The organism is Pseudenemella bisphenolivorans (genome assembly GCF_051133435.1).
Classification (GTDB): Bacteria; Actinomycetota; Actinomycetes; order Propionibacteriales; family Propionibacteriaceae; genus JAAYAO01.
This window is the reverse complement of the sequence record NZ_JBPGNY010000001.1, coordinates 608,664-628,769: the sequence shown is the minus strand read 5'-3', so window position 1 is coordinate 628,769 and position 20,106 is coordinate 608,664. Positions and strand designations below refer to the sequence as shown.

The following is a 20,106-nucleotide window of genomic DNA, read 5'->3' as shown; positions in this document are numbered from 1 at the left end:
AAACAACGTGCTCGACGTCAACTACTTCGACGAACTGCGGATCGGCCTGGCCACTGCCAACGAGATCCGCGAGTGGTCCTTCGGTGAGGTCAAGAAGCCGGAGACGATCAACTACCGCACCCTGAAGCCCGAACGCGACGGCCTGTTCTGCGAGAAGATCTTCGGCCCGACCCGGGACTGGGAGTGCTACTGCGGTAAGTACAAGCGGGTGCGCTTCAAGGGCATCATCTGTGAGCGCTGTGGCGTGGAGGTCACCCGCTCCAACGTGCGCCGCGAGCGGATGGGGCACATCGAGTTGGCCGCCCCGGTCACCCACATCTGGTACTTCAAGGGTGTCCCCAGCCGGCTCGGTTACCTGCTCGACATCGCCCCGAAGGACCTCGAGAAGGTCATTTACTTCGCCGCGTACATGATCACCGATGTGGACGAGGACGCCCGCCACCGCGACCTGTCGTCGCTGGAGGGCAAGGTTCAGGTCGAGAAGCAGCAGCTCGAGGCCCGCCGCGATGCCGATGTCGAGACCCGGCTGAAGAAGCTCGAGGAAGATCTGGCCCGGCTCGAGGAAGAGGGCGCCAAGGCCGACGCGCGCAAGAAGGTGCGCGACAGCGGTGAGCGGGAGGCCCAGCAGATCCGCAACCGCGCCAACCGCGAGATCGACCGTCTCGACCTGGTGTGGAACCGCTTCAAGTCGCTCAAGGTGCAGGACCTCGAGGGCGACGAGGTGCTCTACCGCGCCATGAAGGACCGCTTCGGCAAGTACTTCTCGGGCTCGATGGGTGCCGCCGCGATTCAGCGCCGGCTGGAGACCTTCGACCTGCAGGCCGAGGCCGAGAGCCTGCGCCACACCATCCAGACCGGCAAGGGCCAGCGCAAGACCCGCGCCCTGAAGCGGCTGAACGTGGTGTCGGCCTTCCTCGAGACCGGCAACTCGCCGACCGGCATGGTGCTCGACTGCGTCCCGGTGATCCCGCCGGACCTGCGTCCGATGGTGCAGTTGGACGGTGGCCGCTTCGCGACCTCCGACCTGAACGACCTGTACCGCCGGGTGATCAACCGCAACAACCGGTTGAAGCGTCTGCTCGACCTCGGTGCGCCCGAGATCATCGTGAACAACGAGAAGCGGATGCTGCAGGAAGCCGTCGACTCGCTGTTCGACAACGGCCGCCGCGGCCGTCCGGTGACCGGCCCGGGCAACCGTCCGCTGAAGTCGATCTCCGACATGCTGAAGGGCAAGCAGGGCCGCTTCCGGCAGAACCTGCTGGGTAAGCGCGTCGACTACTCGGGCCGTTCGGTCATCGTGGTCGGCCCGCAGTTGAAGCTGCACCAGTGTGGCCTGCCCAAGGCGATGGCCCTGGAGTTGTTCAAGCCGTTCGTGATGAAGCGGCTGGACGACCTCAATCACGCCCAGAACATCAAGTCGGCCAAGCGGATGGTGGAGCGCCAGCGTCCGGTGGTGTGGGACGTGCTCGAAGAGGTCATCTCCGAACACCCCGTGCTGCTGAACCGTGCCCCCACCCTGCACCGACTCGGTATTCAGGCCTTCGAACCGCAGCTGATCGAGGGTAAGGCGATCCAGTTGCACCCGCTGGTCTGCACCGCGTTCAACGCCGACTTCGACGGTGACCAGATGGCGGTGCACCTGCCGCTGAGCGCCGAGGCACAGGCCGAGGCCCGGATCCTGATGTTGTCGACCAACAACATCCTCAAGCCCGCCGACGGGCGTCCGGTCACCCTGCCGACCCAGGACATGATCATCGGGCACTACTTCCTGACGATGATCCGCGAGGGCGCCAAGGGTGAGGGACGGGTCTTCCGGGACGCCGCCGAAGCCCAGATGGCCTTCGACCTGGGCGAGATCGCGATCAACGCCAAGATCAAGATCCGGTTCACCGACATCGTTCCGCCGGCCGAGGTCGAACTGCGCCCCGACGGCACCGTGATGCTGGAGACCACCCTGGGTCGGGCGCTGTTCAACGAGACCCTGCCGGCCGACTTCGCCTACGTGAACAACGAGGTCGGCAAGAAGCAGCTCGGCGCCCTGATCAACGACCTGGCCGAGCGGTACCGCAAGGTCGAGGTCGCCGCCACCCTGGACAACCTGAAGGACATCGGCTTCACCTGGGCCACCCGCTCCGGTGTCACCGTGTCCATCTCGGACGTCTCCACCCCGCCGGACAAGCCGGAGATCCTGGCCGGCTACGAGAACCGGGCCACCAAGATCGACAAGCAGTACGAGCGTGGTCTGATCACCGAGGAAGAGCGTCGCCAGGAACTGATCGAGATCTGGACCGCCGCGACCAGCGAGCTGGGTCATGCGATGGAGCGCAACTTCGAGCGCACCAACCCGATCTTCATGATGGTGAACTCGGGTGCCCGAGGAAACATGGTGCAGATGCGCCAGATCGCCGCCATGCGAGGCCTGGTGGTGAACCCGAAGGGCGAGATCATCGCGCGTCCGATCAAGGCCAACTTCCGTGAGGGCCTGTCGGTGCTCGAGTACTTCATCTCGACCCACGGTGGCCGTAAGGGCCAGGCCGACACCGCGCTGCGTACCGCCGACTCGGGTTACCTGACCCGTCGTCTGGTGGACGTGTCGCAGGACGTGATCATCCGCGAGGAGGATTGCGGTACCGAGCGCGGCCTGACCAAGCCGATCGCGATCGAGGAGAACGGCACCCTGGTGCCGGACGAGAAGATCGAGACCGCGGTCTACGCCCGCACCCTGGCCACCGATGCGGTGGACGCCAATGGCGAGGTGCTGGTGCCGGCCGGTGTCGACCTGGGTGATGTGAACATCGCGATGCTGATCGCCGCCGGGGTCACCTCGGTGAAGGTGCGCAGCGTGTTGACCTGTGAGTCGACGATGGGCACCTGCGCGATGTGCTACGGCCGTTCGCTGGCCAGCGGCAAGCTGGTCGACGTCGGTGAGGCCGTCGGTATCGTCGCCGCGCAGTCGATCGGTGAGCCCGGTACCCAGCTGACGATGCGTACCTTCCACACCGGTGGTGTGGCCGGTGACGACATCACGCAGGGTCTGCCGCGTGTGGTCGAGCTGTTCGAGGCCCGCCAGCCCAAGGGCAAGGCCCCGATCGCCGAGATCGCCGGCCGGATCACCGTCCACGAGGCCGATCGCACCCGCAAGGTCGTGATCACCCCGAACGACGGCTCGGACGACATCGAGATCCCGGTGGGCCGCCGCGCCCGCCTGCTGGTCGAGGACGGCGACTCGGTCGACGTCGGTCAGCAGCTCGCGGTCGGTACCCCCGACCCGCAGGATGTGCTGCGGGTGCTCGGTCTGCGTGCGGTGCAGCAGCACCTGGTGGACGAGGTGCAGGCGGTGTACGGCACCCAGGGCGCCCCGATCCACGACAAGCACCTGGAGATCATCATTCGCCAGATGCTGCGCCGGATCACCGTGATCGAGTCGGGTGACACCACCATGCTGCCCGGTGACCTGGTCGACCGGGCGACCTACGAGGCGCAGAACCGTGAGGCGCTCGCCGAGGGTCGTCAGCCGGCCGCCGGTCGTCCGGTGTTGATGGGTATCACCAAGGCATCGCTGGCCACCGATTCGTGGCTCTCGGCGGCCTCCTTCCAGGAGACCACCAAGGTGCTCACCGATGCCGCGATCCACGGCAAGTCCGACAAGCTGGTCGGCCTGAAGGAGAACGTGATCCTGGGCAAGCTGATCCCGGCCGGTACCGGTCTGGACCGCTACCGCAACATCCGGGTGGAGCCGACGGCTGAGGCCAAGGCTCAGGCGTACTCGATGACCTACGACCCCTTCGACTACGACTTCGGCACCGGTTCGGGTGCTGCGGTGCCGTTGGAGGACTTCGATCTGGGCAGCGACTACCGCTGATCAGCCGAGAACACGAAGGGGGCCCGTCCGATCCGGACGGGCCCCCTTCGTATTTCACCGACCCTGTGTTGGTGGCAACACCCCGGTCAGGGCGTTCCCAGTCCGGCCATCGTCCGGTTCTGCTGGTCGAGCAGCAGCAGGTGGCGTCCCACCTGGGTGGCTTCGTAGGTGGCCGGGAACGTCGCGGTCCACAGGGAGCCGGGCTTGTTCACCGGCTGTGCGATCAGGGTGAGTTCCGAACCCGTGTCGGGCCGGGTGGCCACGTACAGCCGGTCGGAGCCCACGAAGAACTGATTGTTGTACGTGGGCGGGAAGTCCAACTGGTGCCCGAGGGACCCGTTGCCGGGATTCACGGTGACGGCCTGCGGATTCTCCGAGGAGGTCAGCGCGACGACCTTGTTGCCCACCATCGTCAGGGCGGTGCCGACCGGCAGCCGGGCCGGGGTGTCCCACATTGGCTCGCCCTTCTTCGGGTCGTAGCGGGTGATCGCGGTGTGATCATCGCGGTGGTCGATCACGAACAACATGTCGTTGAGCGGCATCACCACACCGCGGAAGTTGTCCAGGTGCCACAGTTCCTCACCATTGCGGTCCAACCCGACCGCGGTGGTGGTGTCGGCCTGGGTCATCCGCACCACCACGTCGTCGAGCAGGATGTAGCTGCTCGGCTGGTCGGTGTCGCCGAGAATCCAGCCCGGGGTTTCCCCGTCCTCGGTGCCGGCGGCGGCGAAGTACAACGGCCAGTCGTAGCCGGCCACGCCGCCCAGGCCGCGAATCCGTCCGTAGAGGGAGTAGCCGTCCCGCTCCTCGATGCCGATGGTGAAATCGCCGCCCTCGAAGGACGGGATGTCGGTGGTCCACAGCACGTTGTCGATGTCGTCCAGCCCGGCGACCCGGTTGATCTGGTTGTGCATCCAGTTGGCCCGGTAGACATTGCCCGATGCGGCGGTCATGATCCCCTCGCCGATCTCCAACTGGTGGGAGCTGTCAACCTCGCCGGTTTCCCGGTTCACCAGAATGAAGGTGCTGGGCGAGGATCCGTCCCCGGTGTACAGGCTCACCGAGACGAAGTCGGTGCCGGGCAGATCCTGACCCACGACCCACTCGGCGTCCAACGCGCCATCGGTCGCCTTGTTCAGGTCGAGCTCCCACTTCGTGCTGCCGTCGGTCACGTCGATCAGATACACCGGCACCGGATCGGCCGCATCGACCGAGGACGAGTACACCAGCGCCAGATCATCGCCGGCCGGGGCCCATTGCAGGTCTTCGGCCTTCTCGGGCAACCGGAAGGTCCAGGCGATCTCGGGGGCCTGATCGATATCGGGCACCGTGGGCGAGTCGGAGTCGCCACCGCGGAACATCGTCCACCACACCACCCCGCCGATCGCGGCCAACACCACCAGCACCCCCACCAGGGCGATGATCAGTGGGGCTCGACGACGGGCCCCGGGGACGGCCGTGGCCGGGGCGGGGGCCTCGGGTGTCGGCTCCGCAGCGCCGGCCGGGGCGGTCTCAGGGTCGGTCTCGGGAGTGGGTTGAGCCTCGGCCGGAGACACGATGGGCTCGGGGTCGTCGGTGGGGGAGGGCGCCGAACCAGGGGGTACGAAATCGGGCCGGTTGGCGTCGTCCATCATGTCCTCGTGATTCGTCGCAGGCGGATGCTGCCTTGATCTTCCAATCCGTCCGCCGGGGGCGCAACTCAGATCACACTCTGGCCCGTTCCAGGTGCTCCAGAATGTCGCCCACCGTCTCCTCGGGGGTCTGGGCCGAGGAATCCAGCCAGTACCCGAGCCGAGTGGTCTCGTTGCGCAGGGTGTTGTCCATCGCCCCGACCGACATGTAGGTCTCGGATCGCTTGTCCCGTTGACGTTCGCGCCATTCCAGGGCCGACACGCTGGGGGAGAGCACCACCAGGAAACGGTCCACCCCGGTCAGGCGCTCGATGAAGGCCGGCAGGTCGTCGCCGATGATCACGTCCTGGACGATCGCGTCGAATCCGTGCCCCGCCCAGGCCAGTGCGACATGGGCGGCGAGGTCGTAGCGCAGGTCCAACTGGGCCCGCGCCTCGGCGGTGGGGTGCAAGGTCATCTCGGCCCGACCGTTGACGATCATCCGGCGGAAGGAATCCCCCCGGATGTGCACCGAGCGCGGCAGATGATGGGCCAGCATCTCGGCCACGGTCGACTTGCCGGCCGCCATCGCTCCGGTGATGACGATGACACGACCGGTGGAAGGGACTGGCTGTGGCTGGGACACACGCATATTGTCTCCGGTAGTTGGCGGTTGGGTGTCGGCGACTCGCGGAGTGGGCCGGTATCATCGCTGTTCGCGTTTTGACCCGGTGGGATACAGCAAGTAATCTATCTCCTTGTGTTCGGCTTGTCCGGACTCTTGTGCGTGCCTCGACATGGATCGGGCGGTGGTCCGGCCCCGACTGGGAAGCGCGTACTTACTGTTTCGGTGCCCCCGCGCCAGCGTGGTCGGGCCCAGCAGTGTCGCCAGGTCGTGTTGAAAGTTCAATACGCCCCAGCAACGAGGCAAGACATTCGAGCAAGACCACAACGGAAAGAGACATCAGCCGGTGCCCACAATCCAGCAGTTGGTCCGCAAGGGCCGCTCCACCAAGGTGAACAAGAACAAGACCCCCGCGCTCAAGGGCGGCCCCCAGCGTCGTGGCGTTTGCACACGCGTGTACACCACCACGCCCAAGAAGCCGAACTCCGCACTGCGCAAGGTTGCTCGTGTTCGGTTGTCCACCGGTATTGAGGTCACCGCCTACATTCCCGGTGTCGGCCACAACCTGCAGGAGCACTCGATGGTGCTCGTGCGCGGCGGCCGTGTGAAGGACCTGCCGGGTGTTCGCTACAAGATCGTCCGCGGCTCCCTCGACACCCAGGGTGTCAAGGGACGCAAGCAGGCTCGCAGCCGCTACGGCGCGAAGAAGGAGAAGTAATGCCGCGCAAGGGACCCGCCCAGAAGCGCCCGATCAACGTCGACCCGGTTTACGGTTCTCCGCTGGTCAGCCAGCTGGTTTCCAAGATCCTCAAGGACGGCAAGAAGACCGTCGCCCAGAACATCGTCTACACCGCTCTGGAAGGCACCCGGGCCAAGACCGGTGTCGACCCGGTGCAGACCCTGAAGCGTGCGCTGGACAACGTGAAGCCCTCGCTGGAGGTTCGCTCCCGCCGCGTCGGTGGCGCCACCTACCAGGTGCCCGTCGACGTGAAGCCGGGTCGCTCGACCACCCTGGCGATGCGTTGGCTGGTCGGCTTCGCCCAGCAGCGCCGCGAGAAGTCGATGGCCGAGCGTTTGATGAACGAGATCCTGGACGCCTCCAACGGCCTCGGTGCCGCGGTGAAGCGTCGCGAGGACACCCACAAGATGGCCGAGGCCAACAAGGCCTTCGCTCACTACCGCTGGTGATCCCAGCCCACCCCGCACGTCCTCACATCAGTTAGGAAGACCTCCGTGGCCGTCCAGACCAAAATCGACCTGGCTAAGGTTCGCAACATCGGCATCATGGCTCACATCGATGCCGGCAAGACCACCAGCACCGAGCGCATCCTGTACTACACGGGTATCAACCACAAGGTGGGCGAAACCCACGACGGTGGTGCCACGACCGACTGGATGGAGCAGGAGAAGGAGCGGGGGATCACCATCACCTCCGCGGCCGTGACCTGCTTCTGGGAAGGTCACCGAATCAACATCATCGACACCCCGGGCCACGTGGACTTCACCGTCGAGGTGGAGCGTTCGCTGCGGGTGCTCGACGGTGGTGTGACCGTGTTCGACGGCGTTGCCGGGGTGGAGCCCCAGTCGATGACGGTGTGGCGTCAGGCCGACAAGTACCGCGTTCCGCGGATCTGCTTCGTCAACAAGATGGACCGCACCGGTGCCGACTTCTTCCACGTGATCGACACGATCCACAACCGGTTGAAGGCCACCACCGCGATCCTGCAGCTGCCGATCGGTGCCGAGGCGAACTTCGAGGGCGTCATCGACCTGGTCTACATGCGTGCGCTGACCTGGCGCGGCGAGACCAAGCTCGGTGAGGACTACGCCATCGAGGAGATCCCCGCCGACCTGGCCGACAAGGCCGAGGAGTACCGCTCCCTGCTGCTGGAGACCATCGCCGAGAACGACGACGAGTTCATGGAGGTCTACCTCGGTGGCGAGGAGTTCACCCCCGAGGACCTGAAGGCCGCGATCCGTCGCTGCGTGCTGTCCAGCTCGCTGACCGCCGTGCTGTGCGGCACCGCCTTCAAGAACAAGGGTGTGCAGCCGCTGCTGGACGCCGTGGTCGACTACCTGCCGTCGCCGCTGGACGTCGAGGCGATCGAGGGCTTCAAGCCGGGCAACGAGGAGGACCGTGTCGAGCGTCACCCCTCCGAATCCGACCCGCTGTCGATGCTGGCCTTCAAGATTGCCGCCGACCCGCACCTGGGTCGTCTGACCTTCATCCGGGTCTACTCCGGCAAGCTGGAGACCGGTTCGCAGGTGCTCAACTCCACCAAGGGCAAGCGCGAGCGGATCGGCAAGATCTACCAGATGCACGCCAACAAGCGTGAGGAGATCACCTCGCTCGGGGCCGGCCAGATCGGTGCGGTGATGGGCCTGAAGGACACCGGCACCGGTGACACCCTCTGTGACATCAACGACCCGGTCGTGCTCGAGTCGATGACCTTCCCCGCCCCCGTGATCGAGCAGGCCATCGAGCCGAAGACCAAGGGCGACCAGGAGAAGCTCAGCACCGCGATTCAGCGCCTCGCCGAAGAGGACCCCACCTTCCAGGTGCACACCGACGAGGAAACCGGCCAGACCATCATCGCCGGCATGGGCGAGCTGCACCTCGAGGTGCTGATCGACCGGATGAAGCGCGAGTTCAGCGTCGAGGCCAACATCGGCAAGCCGCAGGTGGCCTACCGCGAAACCCTGCGTCGTCCGGTGCAGAAGGTCGAGTACACCCACAAGAAGCAGTCGGGTGGCTCGGGCCAGTACGCGAAGGTGATCATCGACCTGGAGCCGACCGAGGCCGGCAGCGGCTACGAGTTCGTCAACGCCGTCACCGGTGGCCGCATCCCCAAGGAGTACATCCCCTCGGTGGACGCCGGCATCCAGGAGGCCATGCAGTTCGGTGTGCTCGCCGGCTACCCGGTCGAGGACATCAAGGTGACCCTGACCGACGGCGCCTACCACGACGTCGACTCCTCCGAGCTCGCCTTCAAGATCGCCGGTTCGATGATCTTCAAGGAAGCCGCCCGCAAGGCCGACCCGGCCCTGCTGGAGCCGATGATGGCGGTCGAGGTGACCACCCCGTCCGACTACCTCGGTACCGTGATCGGTGACCTGAACTCCCGTCGCGGTCTGGTGCAGGGCACCACCGAGCAGCACGGCAACCAGGTGATCAACGCGCTGGTGCCGCTGTCGGAGATGTTCGGCTACGTGGGCGACCTGCGTTCGAAGACCTCCGGTCAGGCCAGCTACTCGATGGAGTTCGACTCCTACGCCGAGTGCCCGAAGTCGGTGGCCGACGAAATCGTGCAGAAGGCGCGCGGGGAGTAAGGTAAGAAGGCCCGTATCGGTTTGACGTTCGGGCCATAGTCGAGAAAACTTGATTCGGTTCCCCCGAACCCGGGGGGACGGGTCGTAAAAACCAGTACAAGTACAAGCCTCGCAACCGCGTGGCGGACATCCAGAAGGAGCCCCAGTGGCAAAGGCCAAGTTCGAGCGGAACAAGCCGCACGTCAACATCGGCACCATCGGACACATCGACCACGGCAAGACCACGCTGTCCGCCGCGATTTCCAAGGTGCTGCATGACAAGTACCCGGAACTCAACGAGGCGTCGCCGTTCGACATGATCGACAAGGCCCCCGAGGAGCGTCAGCGCGGTATCACCATCTCGATTTCGCACATCGAGTACCAGACCGAGAACCGTCACTACGCTCACGTTGACTGCCCCGGTCACGCCGACTACGTGAAGAACATGATCACCGGCGCTGCCCAGATGGACGGCGCGATCCTCGTGGTCGCCGCCACCGACGGCCCGATGCCGCAGACCCGCGAGCACGTGCTGCTGGCCCGCCAGGTCGGCGTGCCCGCCATGGTCGTCGCCCTCAACAAGTGCGACATGATCGACGATGAGGACGAAGAGCTCATCGAGCTCGTCGAGATGGAGGTCCGCGAGCTGCTGTCGTCGCAGGACTTCGATGGCGACGACTGCCCGGTGGTTCGCGTTGCCGCCTTCCCGGCCCTGCAGGGCGAGGAGAAGTGGGTCAACTCGATCCTCGAGCTGATGAACGCTGTGGACGAGTACATCCCGACCCCGGAGCGCGAGGTCGACAAGCCGTTCCTGATGCCGGTTGAGGACGTGTTCACCATCACCGGTCGTGGCACCGTGGTGACCGGCCGTATCGAGCGCGGCATCGTCAAGGTCAACGAGACCGTCGACATCGTCGGTATCCGCGACGACAAGCAGACCACCACCGTCACCGGTGTGGAAATGTTCCGCAAGCTGCTCGACGAGGGCCAGGCCGGCGAGAACGTGGGCCTGCTGCTGCGTGGCACCAAGAAGGAAGACGTCCAGCGCGGCATGTGTGTCATCAAGCCGGGCTCGACCACTCCGCACACCGAGTTCGAGGCCAACGTCTACGTGCTGAACAAGGACGAAGGCGGCCGTCACAAGCCGTTCTTCAGCGACTACGCGCCGCAGTTCTACTTCCGCACCACCGACGTGACCGGCACCGTGACCCTGCCCGAGGGCACCGACATGGTGATGCCCGGTGACAACACCGACATGACCGTGAAGCTGATCCACCCGATCGCGATGGAGGAGCAGCTCAAGTTCGCCATCCGTGAAGGTGGCCGCACCGTCGGCGCCGGCCGTGTCACCAAGATCCTCAAGTGATCTGACCCAGCCGTAACACCAGGGCCGCATCCCACTCGGGGTGCGGCCCTGGTGCTTTTCTTGGGGTGGCTGTCTGCTGACCGGGAGTGTGATGGTGCCCGGGGGCTATTGGTCGAGAAGCTGTCGCCATGTCCGCAACAGAGACCTTTGACGTAGTCGTCCTCGGCAGCGGTGCTGCCGGTGCGGCCGCCGCGATCAGCGCCTACGACGCCGGCGCCTCGGTGGTGATCCTGGAGAAGTGCGCACCCGACCAGGCCGGTGGCAACACCCGGGTCTCCGGCTCGAGTATCTTCCACAGCCTGGACGCCGAACGCGGGGCGGACTACCTCAGGGCCTTGGCCGACCGCTTCCCGCTGCCCGAGGACGTGGTACGGACCTGGGCGGACGAAACCGTGGCCAATGCCGAATGGCTCACCTCGATCGGCGCGAACCTGCAGAAGGTGCCCGGCTACGGTGAGCAGCCCGAATACCCCGAACTGGACGGCTCGGACGCCTACGGCGGCTACCTGGCCATCGACGGGGTGCTGGGCCATCAGGTGCTGTGGCAGTTCCTGATGCAGGCGCTGGCCGACCGCGGCATCGAGATCCATTACGAGACCCCGGGCCGGCGGCTGCGCACCGACGGGCAGGGCACCGTCACCGGCGTGATCGCCGAACACGACGGCACCGAGGTCGAGTTCGGCGCCCGGCGTGGGGTGGTCTTGGCCACCGGCGGTTTCCAGGCCAATGCCGAACTCGTCCAGCAGTACCTGCCGCTGTCGGAACCCAAGCTGTGGGGTACCCCGCACGCCACCGGCGACGGGCTGAAGATGGCGATGGCCGTCGGCGCCGACCTGTGGCACATGGACAACATGATGTCGATCTCGGGGGTGCCCGACCCGGAAACCCAGCAGGCCTGGTACCAGGCCTTCGTCTTCCGGCCCGGATTCATTTGGGTGGCCCCCGACGGGCGCCGCTTCATCAACGAGCGCGCCAAGTCCGGTCACGGGGTGGCGCTGCTCAACGACGTCTACGAGGTCTTCCCGACCCGGCGCATGCACGTGGTCTTCGACGAGGCCACCCGGGCGGCCGGCCCGATCAGCCTGGGCAAGGACCTGATGGCGGTCGGTTGGAACGTGCTGATCAACGACCGGCACTGGAGCGCCGACAACCTGGCCGAGGTCGAGGCGGGCATCCTGGTCAAGGGCGACACCATCGCCGAACTGGCCGACCAACTCGGCGTCGAGGCAGAAGTGCTCACCGAAACCATCACCAGGTACAACGCGGCCTGCGCCGCGGGGGAGGACCCCTACTTCGGCCGCGACCCCGACAGTCTGGTGCCGCTGGAAACCGGCCCCTATTACGCCTACACCGCCGAGCCGATGCTGGCCTGGACCAACGGCGGGCCGCGGCGTAACGGCAAGGCCAGGGTGCTGAACGTGTGGGGTGAGCCGATCGGCGGCCTCTACGCGGCCGGGGAGATCAGCTCCACCTACTCCCTGGGCAAGGACGGCGGCTTCCACATGGCCGACGCCCTGGCCTTCGGCCGGGTTGCCGGACGGGAAGCCGCCGCACGCGAGCTGTCCTAGGCGTTGGCCGGCAGATCGGTGCCGGCTCCGCGCTTGCGGATCGCCACCTCGGGGGCGGTGTGGGTTTCGGGCTCGGGTTGGGGTTCGGTGTCCTTGACCTTGCCGAGGATCTCGAAGCCGGCGTCGGCGATCATCTTCAGGTCGTCCTCGCCGGTCTGCCCCTCCGAGGTGAGGTAGTCACCGAGGAAGATCGAGTTGCAGATCTCCAGGGCCAGCGGCTGCAGCGAGCGCAGGTGGTACTCCCGGCCGGCGGCGGCCCGCACCTCGGCGTCCGGGTTCACGAACCGCACCATCGCCAGAATCTTCAGGCAACGCTGCGGGGTGAGCTCGGTGTGGGTGGCCAGCGGGGTGCCCTCGAAGGGCAGCAGGAAGTTCACCGGCACCGAATCGGCACTCAGTTCGCGCAGCCCGAAGGCCACGTCCACCAACTGCTCGTCGCTCTCGCCCATCCCGGCGATCAGGCCGGAACACGGCGACAGGCCGCCGGCCCGGGAAGCCTCGACGGTGCGGGCCCGGTCGTCGTAGGTGTGGGTGGAGCAGATGTCGGCGTAGCTCGACTCGCTGGTGTTCAGGTTGTGGTTGTACCGGGCGGCACCGGCCTCGGCCAGGGTGGAGGCCTTTTCCTCGTCGACGAAGCCCAGGCAGGCGCAGATCTTCACCTGCGGGTGCTCCTTGTGGATGTCCTCGATGTAGCCGGCGACCTTGTCGGTCTCGCGCTGGGACGGGCCGCGTCCCGACGCCACCAGGCACACCGTCGAGGCACCCCGGTCGACCCCGGCGCGCACCGCCTCACCGACCTGCTCGGAGGTCAGCCAGGTGTATTTGAGGATCTCGGCCTTCGACCCCAGAGCCTGCGAACAGTAGGAGCAGTCCTCGGGGCACATGCCCGACTTGAGGTTCACCAGGTAGTTCAGCAGCACGGTGTTGCCGTAGAAGTGTCGGCGCACCCGCCCGGCGGCGGCGACGATGCTGAGCACATCGGCGTCGTCGGCGGCCAGCAGGGCCAGCGCGTCCTCACGGTCGATCGAGGCCCCGGTCAAGGCGGTGGTGACCATGCGGTCGAGATTGAGGGAGGTCATGTCAGTTCCTTGTCTGGCAGTTGGGCAGGGGATGAGGGTTTGATCCGCGACCACAGCAGGTGGCCGGCGATACCGAGGACGAGCCAACTCAGGCCCACGGTGATCGTGATCTGGGTGCTGCGGGACAGCGCCAGCAGCAGGGTGGCGATACCGGCGACCGGCACCACCAGGTGGGTGAGCCAGCGGGTCGAGCGTTCGGTGCCCAGGCAGCGGGCCAACACGGCCAGGTGCAGCAACACGTAGGACGACAGCGCCCCGAAGGTGACCAGGGAGGTCATCAACTCGGCCTGTTCGGCGAACACCACCGATACCACCAGGGCGATCGCGCCGATGGTCAACACGGCAACGTGCGGCACCCCGCGGGAACTGGTGCGGGCCAGTTGACGGGGCAGCACGCCGTCGCGGGCCATCGCGAACAGCAGCCGACTGGAGGCGGCGTGCGCGACCACCAGGCAGGCGAAGATCGCGACGAAGGCGTTGGTCAGGGTGAACACCGGCACATACCAGCCAGGGGCGACCGCATCGACCGCGCCGTAGAAGGCCCGGTTGGTGGCGGCCCCCGGTGCGAATCCGGTCGCATCGCTGACCACCGCCGCGGCCCACAGTTGCAGGCAGAACAGCACGGTGATCAGGCCGAGCAGCATGGTGGTCGCCCGGGACACCGCCTTTCCGCCGCCGCGGGCCTCTTCGTTCAGGGTGTTGACCGCATCGAAGCCCAGGAAGCTCAGGGCGGCGATCGAGACCGCCGACAGCACTGCGGCCCAGGAAACCTCCGGACGCCACAGGCTGTGCAGGGTGAGGGTGATCTGCCCGGCCGCGGCCGCCTGCAGGACGAAGCCGACGAAGAGTGCGATCACGACCAGTTGGATGGCCAGCAGCACCAGGCCGACCCGGGTGGTGATCTTCATTCCGCGCAGGTTCATCAGCACCGAGGCACCGACGAAGACCGCAGCGTAGACCGCGGGCGGAATCGGCCAGATGTGGCCCAGCGCGACTGCCGACAGGATCGTCAGCAGGGCCGGCATCAAGATGTAGTCGAGCAGGATCAGCCAGCCCGCGACGAAACCCAGGAAGCGGTTGGTGGACAGCCGGGTGTAGCCGTAGACCGAGCCGGCCACCGGAAACCGGCGGGCCATCTGGGCGTAGCTGATCGCCGACAGGGCCATGATCGCCGCCGCGACCAGGTACACCAGCACCGGCACCCCGCCGGAGCGGTTCACCACGATGCCGAAGACCGCCACCGGAGCCATCGGGACGAAGAACAGCAGTCCGTAGACCAGCAGATGGCCCATGCCCAGGTTGCGGCGCAGGGCGGGGGTGTAGCCGAGTTTCAGCAACTCGGCATTCGCCGTACCGACTTCGGTCGGCGGTGGACTGTGGGTGGTCACGTCAGGTGCTCCTTGTCGAGGGGGCCGGGTCGGCTGCCGAGCCCGGCCGGTAGGGCCGCCAGCAGGTCGCAACCGGCTGCGGCGGGTAGATCGGTGAGATTGCATTGCTCGGCCAGATCGGGATGGTCGGGCATCGAGCCGATGATCAGGCCGGTCACCGTGTGCTGCCGGGCCCGGATCGCAGCACAGGTCAGCCCGGTGTGGTTCAGGGTGCCCAAGCCGGCTCGGGCGACCACCACGAAACCCGGTGGCATCCCGAGCTCGACCAGTTCGTCGGCCAGGTCGAGCACAGTGGCGCCGGCGTCGTCCAGGCCGACCAGCACCCCACCGGCACCCTCGACCAGGACATGCTCGTAGTCGTCGGCGAGCCTGCGGAGGCGGTCGGCATGTTCGGCCACCGAGGGCAGGGCTACGCCCGCGCGCCGTCCGGCGGTGGTTGGGGCCAGGGGCTCCGGTACCCGGATGCCCTCGACGGTGTGTTCGGGGAGCAGCCCCGAGAGGCGACAGACCTCGGCCAGGTCACCCGGTTCGTCGGCGCTGACCCCGGTCTGGGCGGGCTTGCAGACCAGCACCGTGCGGCCCCGCTGCAACAGCGCGCGGGTGAGTGCGGCGGTTGCCACGGTCTTGCCGACGTCGGTGTCGGTGCCGGTGACGATGGTGATGCCGGGCGGTACCGAGAGCGACTCAGCCATGCTGCCCCGCTGCCTGTTCCGAGCCGCGGACGGCTGCGGTCACCGCGGCGCGGATGCCACCGGCGATGGTGCGCACCTCGTCGTCGGTCGCGACATAGGGCGGCATCGCGTAGATGAGCTTGCCGAAGGGACGCAGCCACACCCCGTGGGCGACCGCGGCCTCGGTCGCGATTCTCAGGTCGGCGGCGCTGCGCAGTTCGACCGCGGCGGTGGCGCCCAGCACCCGCACATCGGCCACCCCCGGATGGGTCCGCAGATCGTCCAGCTCCGCAGTCAGCACCGCCTCGATCCGCGGTACATCGCGTTGCCAGCCGCCGGCGGCGATCAAGCCCAGGGAGGCATTGCTGACCGCGCTGGCCAGCGGGTTGGCCATGAAGGTCGGCCCGTGCATCAGCACCCCGGCCGGGCCATCGGTCAGGGCGCGAGCCACCCGTTCGGTGGTCAACACGGCGGCCTGGGTGAGGTAGCCGCCGGTCAGGGCCTTGCCGACCGCCAACACATCGGGACGAATCCCGGCCCAATCGCAGCCCCACAGCCGTCCGGTGCGCCCGAAACCGGTGGCGATCTCATCGGCCACCAACAGCAGGTCGTACTCATCGGCCAGTTCGCGCAGACGGCGCAGCGCAGCAGGCGCCCAGGCCCACATTCCGCCGGCGCCCTGCAGTACCGGTTCCAGCACGATTCCGGCCAACTCGTCGCGGTGCTGCCGGATCAGGGCACTGGCCTTGTCGTCCCAGGCAGCCAGCTCGGCCTCGTCGGCGTCGAAGGCCGGTGGCCGGGGCAGGAAGACGTGGGATTGCACCTGCCCGGCGTAGAGCGCGTGCATGCCGCCATCGGGGTCGCACACCGACATCGCACCCCAGGTGTCACCGTGGTAGCCGCCGTGCAGGGCGGCGAAGCGGGTGCGCGGACGGGCTCCGGCGATGCCGGCCTGTCGGACGATCTTCAGCGCCACCTCCATGGCCACCGAACCCGAATCGACCGGGAAGACCCGGGCCATGCCGGGGGCCAACTCGAGCAGCCGCTCGGCCAACTCCACCGCCGGGGCATGGGTCAGACCACCGAACATCACATGGGCGAAGCGGGCGGTCTGTTCGGTGACCGCGGCGTCCAGCACCGGGTGGCGGTAGCCGTGGATGGCACTCCACCAACTCGCCATTCCGTCGACCACCTCGTGACGGTGGGTGCCGTCGTCGAGTACCAGCCGGCAGCCCTCTGCCTCGATCACCGCGTAGAGCGGGTCGTGGCGGTAGGGATTGGCGTAGGGGTGCCACAGCTTTTCGCGGTCGCTGGTGATCAGCTCGGCCCCGGTTCGCATGCGGTCACGTTAGCAAAAATCCGAACAGTGTTCAGATCAGGCTGCGTGACGTTCACGATAGGGTGAATATGTGCTGACCCGTGCCGATGTCTTGCAGGCCGCGGCCGACATTCTCGACGAATTCGGTCTGGCCGACCTCAGTATGCGCCGGGTGGCCGGCTCCCTCGGGGTGCAACCGTCGGCGCTCTACACCCACCTGCCCGACAAGCAGACCCTGCTGGCGGGGGTGGCCGACCTGATCCTGGCCGAGGTCGCCGAGCCGCTCGGCCGGTGGCGTCCGGCGGTGGAGGAGTGGGCCGCCGACCTGCGCCGGGTGCTGCTGGAGCACCGCGATGCGGCCGAGTTGGTGATCACCGCCCGCGGTTTCGGGCTGAGCCGGCACGACACCACCAGGCATCCGACCACCCTGCTGGCCGCCGCCGGGCTGACACCGGACGAAGCCCGGATCGCGGCCACCACCCTGCTGCATCTGGTACTGGGCCAAGTGGCCGAGGAACAGGCCCGCCAGGACTGGGAACGTTTCGCCGGGCCCCAGCCCGACACCGAACCCGGCGCCGACCGCAGTTTCGAGATCGGCGTCGGCCTACTGCTGGACGGGGTCGAAGCCCGGTTGTGAGGCTCAAGCCCAGATCGTCGCCGGGTCGCAGGCCTCGGTGGCCGGGGGAGTGGGCATCGTGGCCTCGGTGCGCGAGAAGCGCGGGGCCGGCGCCGGTTGCACCACGCCGTCCACCTCGACCAGCGAACCGCGCGCGGCGATGTGGGTGTCCTCGGCCGCCTCGGCGAAGGTCAGCACCCCGGTGACACAGGCGTCGGTGCCGTCGAAGATCTCTTCCCATTCGGCCCGGGTCCTGGTGGCGATCCGCTCGGCGAAACGCTCCTTCATCGCCGGCCAGGTCGAACGGTCGTGCTGGTTGGGCACCTCATCGGCGTCGAAGCCCAGCCCCTCGAGCAGCATCGCGTAGAACTGGGGCTCGATCGCACCGACGGCCAGGAACTTGTCATCGGCGGTGCGGTACACCTCGTAGAAATGGGCACCGGAATCGACGTAATTCGAGCCGCGCTCGTCATTCCATACCCCCATCCCGCGGAAGGCCCACACGATCGTCGACAGCGACAGGGCACCGTCCACCATCGCCGCATCGATCACCTGACCTTGACCGGAGGTGCCGCGCTCCAGCAGGGCGGCGAGTACCCCCACCACCAAGTACATCGAACCGCCGCCGAAATCACCGAAGAGGTTCAACGGCGGCACCGGAACCTCATCGGGGCGGCCCACCGCATGCAACAACCCGGTGCGCGAGATGTAGTTCAGGTCGTGGCCGGCCTGCTGGGCTCGCGGGCCGTGCTGACCCCAGCCGGTCATCCGGCCGTACACCAGCCCCGGGTTGCGGGGGAGCAGATCATCGGGCCCCAGCCCCAGACGTTCGGTCACCCCGGGGCGGAATCCCTCCAGCACCACGTCGGCCTTGTCCAACAGACTCAGGGCGACTTCGCGGCCCGCATCGCTGCGCAGATCGGCCTCCACCACCCGGCGGCCACGCAGTTCGGCATCGGGGGTGCCCTTCGGCAGCATGCCGGGGCGCTGGATGCGCACCACATCGGCTCCCAGGTCGGCCAACAGCATCGCCGCGTGCGGCACCGGGCCGATCGTGGCCAGTTCAACAACGCGTACGCCCCGCAACGGTCCAGTGCTCATGTGGTCAGGCTAGGAACGCGGTCGGAAACGCCTTGAGACGTTCTCCCATCCAATGGGATCGCCGTCGGAACTCGCCGCGCCAGGTCCGAACATGGACAAGGTTTACCGCAGTCACCGAAGGGGAACACAACGTGTCGATCGAAGAACTGGACGCCACCGCCCTGGCGGCCGAAATCCGCGCCGGACGCATCAGTGCGCGCGAGGCGGTCGAGGGTGCGATCGAACGGATCGAAGGCGCCCGGGAGTTGAATGCGGTCGTCCACGAACGTTTCGACCAGGCCCTGGCCGAGGTCGACGACCTGCCCGAAGGCCCGCTGACGGGGGTGCCGACCCTGGTCAAGGATCTCGGTATCCAGGTCGCCGGGCTACCGCTGACCAATGGCAGCCGGTTGTTCGCCGAACAGGTCAGCGAGGTCGACTCCCACCTGGTGACCCTGTTCCGCCGGGCCGGTCTGGTGATTCTCGGATCGACCAACACCCCCGAACTCGGCCGCAACGGCAGCACCGAACCGCTGCTGTACGGGCCCACCCGCAACCCCTGGAACCAGAACTACTCCACCGGTGGCTCCAGCGGCGGGTCGGCCGCCGCGGTGGCCGCCGGTCTGGTGCCGGTCGCCCACGCCAACGACGGGGGCGGCTCGATCCGGCTCCCCGCCTCGATGTGCGGCCTGGTCGGCCTGAAGCCGAGCCGGGGTCGGGTGTCGTCGTGGCCCAGCCCGTCGGTCTTCTCGTCCCCGCATTCGATCGGCCTGGCCGTGACCCGCACCGTCCGCGACAGTGCCCTGCTGCTCAACATCGCCTCGCAGCGCCGGCCCGGGGACGGGTTGGGTGGTGGCCCGGAGGACTTCCTGGCGGCCGCCAGCACCCCGCCGGGCAAGCTGCGGATCGGCTGGTCGACCACCATGGTCGACGGTTCGGGCACCGACCCCGAGGTCGCGGCCGCGGTCGAGCAGGCCGCGCAGTTGCTCACCGAGCTCGGCCACGAGGTGACCGAGGCCCGTCCGAAGGTCGATGTCGCGATGTGGCAGCGCACCTTCGTGGCGATGATGCGCGCCGACCTGCAGGGCAATATCCGGCGCCGACTCGACGCACTCGGCCGCGAACTGCGTGAGGACGACCTCGAACCCTTCACCCACCAGATGTACCGGGGCAAGGTCACCATGGAGCAGTACCAGGACGCCCTGCGCGACAGTGCCGAGATCGGATGGCAGGCCGGGGAGTACTTCAACGACTACGACCTCTGGCTCAGCCCCACCGTCGGTGCGCGCGTACCCGAACTGGGAGTACTGGACACCCGCGACCCCGAGGCGATGATGGCCCACGCCCCGGCGATCTCACGGTTCACCAGCCTGTTCAACATGACCGGGCAGCCCGGAATCTCGGTGCCCTTCGGCTTCGACGACAACGGTCTGCCGATCGGAATTCAGCTCGTCGCCGACACCGGTGGCGAGGGCCGTTTGCTGTCGGTTGCCGCCCAGATCGAACAGGCGCGGCCGTGGCCGCAGATTGTTACCGATCGGAGTTTCCGGTGAACGGGATACCCGTGCCGAGCCCCCCTCGGCTACTGGTTGTCTCGCCCGGTAGCCGGACCTC

At 67.2% G+C, this 20,106-nt stretch carries 15 protein-coding genes; 8 read left to right on the top strand and 7 right to left on the bottom strand.

Annotated elements, in window-relative coordinates; all coding sequences use genetic code 11:
• The first annotated feature begins 7 nt into the window (after nucleotides 1-7).
• Nucleotides 8-3,862 (top strand): DNA-directed RNA polymerase subunit beta', encoded by a 3,855-nt coding sequence (locus ACR4XW_RS03040; RefSeq protein WP_434759034.1) that lies wholly within the window; start codon nucleotides 8-10, stop codon nucleotides 3,860-3,862.
• A gap of 86 nt (nucleotides 3,863-3,948) precedes the next feature.
• On the opposite strand, the gene ACR4XW_RS03035 is transcribed toward ACR4XW_RS03040, so the two are convergent.
• Nucleotides 3,949-5,493, bottom strand: a complete 1,545-nt coding sequence (locus ACR4XW_RS03035; protein WP_434759033.1) for an outer membrane protein assembly factor BamB family protein — start codon at nucleotides 5,491-5,493, stop codon at nucleotides 3,949-3,951.
• A 73-nt stretch (nucleotides 5,494-5,566) separates the two neighbouring features.
• Nucleotides 5,567-6,124: a phosphotransferase-like protein gene (locus ACR4XW_RS03030; RefSeq protein ID WP_434759032.1), complete on the bottom strand. Its 558-nt coding sequence runs from the start codon at nucleotides 6,122-6,124 to the stop codon at nucleotides 5,567-5,569.
• A 319-nt stretch (nucleotides 6,125-6,443) separates the two neighbouring features.
• Between ACR4XW_RS03030 and rpsL the strand changes: the two genes are divergently transcribed.
• The 5 genes from rpsL (at nucleotide 6,444) to ACR4XW_RS03005 (ending at nucleotide 12,340) form a co-directional block, all read left to right on the top strand.
• Nucleotides 6,444-6,815 carry a 30S ribosomal protein S12 gene (gene rpsL / locus ACR4XW_RS03025; protein ID WP_434759031.1) on the top strand — a complete coding sequence of 124 codons (372 nt, stop codon included), beginning with the start codon at nucleotides 6,444-6,446 and terminating at the stop codon, nucleotides 6,813-6,815.
• Nucleotides 6,815-7,285: a 30S ribosomal protein S7 gene (rpsG, locus tag ACR4XW_RS03020; RefSeq protein WP_434759030.1), complete on the top strand. Its 471-nt coding sequence runs from the start codon at nucleotides 6,815-6,817 to the stop codon at nucleotides 7,283-7,285. Before rpsL ends, rpsG begins: the two co-directional genes overlap by 1 nt.
• Nucleotides 7,286-7,330: 45 nt before the next feature.
• On the top strand, nucleotides 7,331-9,427 hold the full coding sequence (fusA, locus tag ACR4XW_RS03015; protein WP_434759029.1) for an elongation factor G: 2,097 nt from the start codon (nucleotides 7,331-7,333) through the stop codon (nucleotides 9,425-9,427).
• A 145-nt stretch (nucleotides 9,428-9,572) separates the two neighbouring features.
• Complete coding sequence (tuf, locus tag ACR4XW_RS03010) at nucleotides 9,573-10,772, top strand: elongation factor Tu (RefSeq protein ID WP_434759028.1); 1,200 nt, start codon at nucleotides 9,573-9,575, stop codon at nucleotides 10,770-10,772.
• 128 nt (nucleotides 10,773-10,900) lie between these two features.
• Nucleotides 10,901-12,340, top strand: coding sequence for an FAD-dependent oxidoreductase (locus tag ACR4XW_RS03005; RefSeq protein WP_434759027.1), 1,440 nt, complete (start codon nucleotides 10,901-10,903; stop codon nucleotides 12,338-12,340).
• On the opposite strand, the gene bioB is transcribed toward ACR4XW_RS03005, so the two are convergent.
• The 4 genes from bioB to bioA form a co-directional block, all read right to left on the bottom strand.
• Nucleotides 12,337-13,419: a biotin synthase BioB gene (gene bioB, locus ACR4XW_RS03000; protein WP_434759026.1), complete on the bottom strand. Its 1,083-nt coding sequence runs from the start codon at nucleotides 13,417-13,419 to the stop codon at nucleotides 12,337-12,339. The two genes, ACR4XW_RS03005 and bioB, sit on opposite strands and share 4 nt — an antisense overlap.
• Nucleotides 13,416-14,711, bottom strand: a complete 1,296-nt coding sequence (locus ACR4XW_RS02995) for an APC family permease (RefSeq protein WP_434759396.1) — start codon at nucleotides 14,709-14,711, stop codon at nucleotides 13,416-13,418. The genes bioB and ACR4XW_RS02995 overlap by 4 nt, the downstream gene beginning before the upstream one ends.
• A gap of 92 nt (nucleotides 14,712-14,803) precedes the next feature.
• Nucleotides 14,804-15,499 (bottom strand): dethiobiotin synthase, encoded by a 696-nt coding sequence (gene bioD / locus ACR4XW_RS02990; protein WP_434759025.1) that lies wholly within the window; start codon nucleotides 15,497-15,499, stop codon nucleotides 14,804-14,806.
• Nucleotides 15,492-16,817, bottom strand: coding sequence for an adenosylmethionine--8-amino-7-oxononanoate transaminase (gene bioA / locus ACR4XW_RS02985; RefSeq protein ID WP_434759024.1), 1,326 nt, complete (start codon nucleotides 16,815-16,817; stop codon nucleotides 15,492-15,494). Before bioA ends, bioD begins: the two co-directional genes overlap by 8 nt.
• Before the next feature lie 70 nt (nucleotides 16,818-16,887).
• Between bioA and ACR4XW_RS02980 the strand changes: the two genes are divergently transcribed.
• Nucleotides 16,888-17,433, top strand: a complete 546-nt coding sequence (locus tag ACR4XW_RS02980) for a TetR/AcrR family transcriptional regulator C-terminal domain-containing protein (RefSeq protein ID WP_434759023.1) — start codon at nucleotides 16,888-16,890, stop codon at nucleotides 17,431-17,433.
• A 3-nt stretch (nucleotides 17,434-17,436) separates the two neighbouring features.
• On the opposite strand, the gene ACR4XW_RS02975 is transcribed toward ACR4XW_RS02980, so the two are convergent.
• Entirely contained in the window at nucleotides 17,437-18,513 is a 1,077-nt protein-coding gene (locus ACR4XW_RS02975; protein WP_434759022.1) for a CaiB/BaiF CoA transferase family protein, read from the bottom strand.
• A 131-nt stretch (nucleotides 18,514-18,644) separates the two neighbouring features.
• Between ACR4XW_RS02975 and ACR4XW_RS02970 the strand changes: the two genes are divergently transcribed.
• A complete protein-coding gene (locus tag ACR4XW_RS02970; RefSeq protein WP_434759021.1) occupies nucleotides 18,645-20,045 on the top strand; it encodes an amidase in 1,401 nt (466 codons plus the stop codon).
• Nucleotides 20,046-20,106: the final 61 nt, after the last annotated feature.

What these genes read in the sequence shown, in the direction of transcription:
- ACR4XW_RS03035 (WP_434759033.1), bottom strand. Translation starts at nt 5,493, where the DNA reads ATGGACGACGCCAACCGGCCCGATTTCGTACCCCCTGGTTCGGCGCCC.
- ACR4XW_RS03030 (WP_434759032.1), bottom strand. Translation starts at nt 6,124, where the DNA reads ATGCGTGTGTCCCAGCCACAGCCAGTCCCTTCCACCGGTCGTGTCATC.
- rpsG (WP_434759030.1), top strand. Translation starts at nt 6,815, where the DNA reads ATGCCGCGCAAGGGACCCGCCCAGAAGCGCCCGATCAACGTCGACCCG.
- ACR4XW_RS03005 (WP_434759027.1), top strand. Translation starts at nt 10,901, where the DNA reads ATGTCCGCAACAGAGACCTTTGACGTAGTCGTCCTCGGCAGCGGTGCT.
- bioB (WP_434759026.1), bottom strand. Translation starts at nt 13,419, where the DNA reads ATGACCTCCCTCAATCTCGACCGCATGGTCACCACCGCCTTGACCGGG.
- ACR4XW_RS02995 (WP_434759396.1), bottom strand. Translation starts at nt 14,711, where the DNA reads ATGGGCCATCTGCTGGTCTACGGACTGCTGTTCTTCGTCCCGATGGCT.
- bioD (WP_434759025.1), bottom strand. Translation starts at nt 15,499, where the DNA reads ATGGCTGAGTCGCTCTCGGTACCGCCCGGCATCACCATCGTCACCGGC.
- bioA (WP_434759024.1), bottom strand. Translation starts at nt 16,817, where the DNA reads ATGCGAACCGGGGCCGAGCTGATCACCAGCGACCGCGAAAAGCTGTGG.
- ACR4XW_RS02975 (WP_434759022.1), bottom strand. Translation starts at nt 18,513, where the DNA reads ATGAGCACTGGACCGTTGCGGGGCGTACGCGTTGTTGAACTGGCCACG.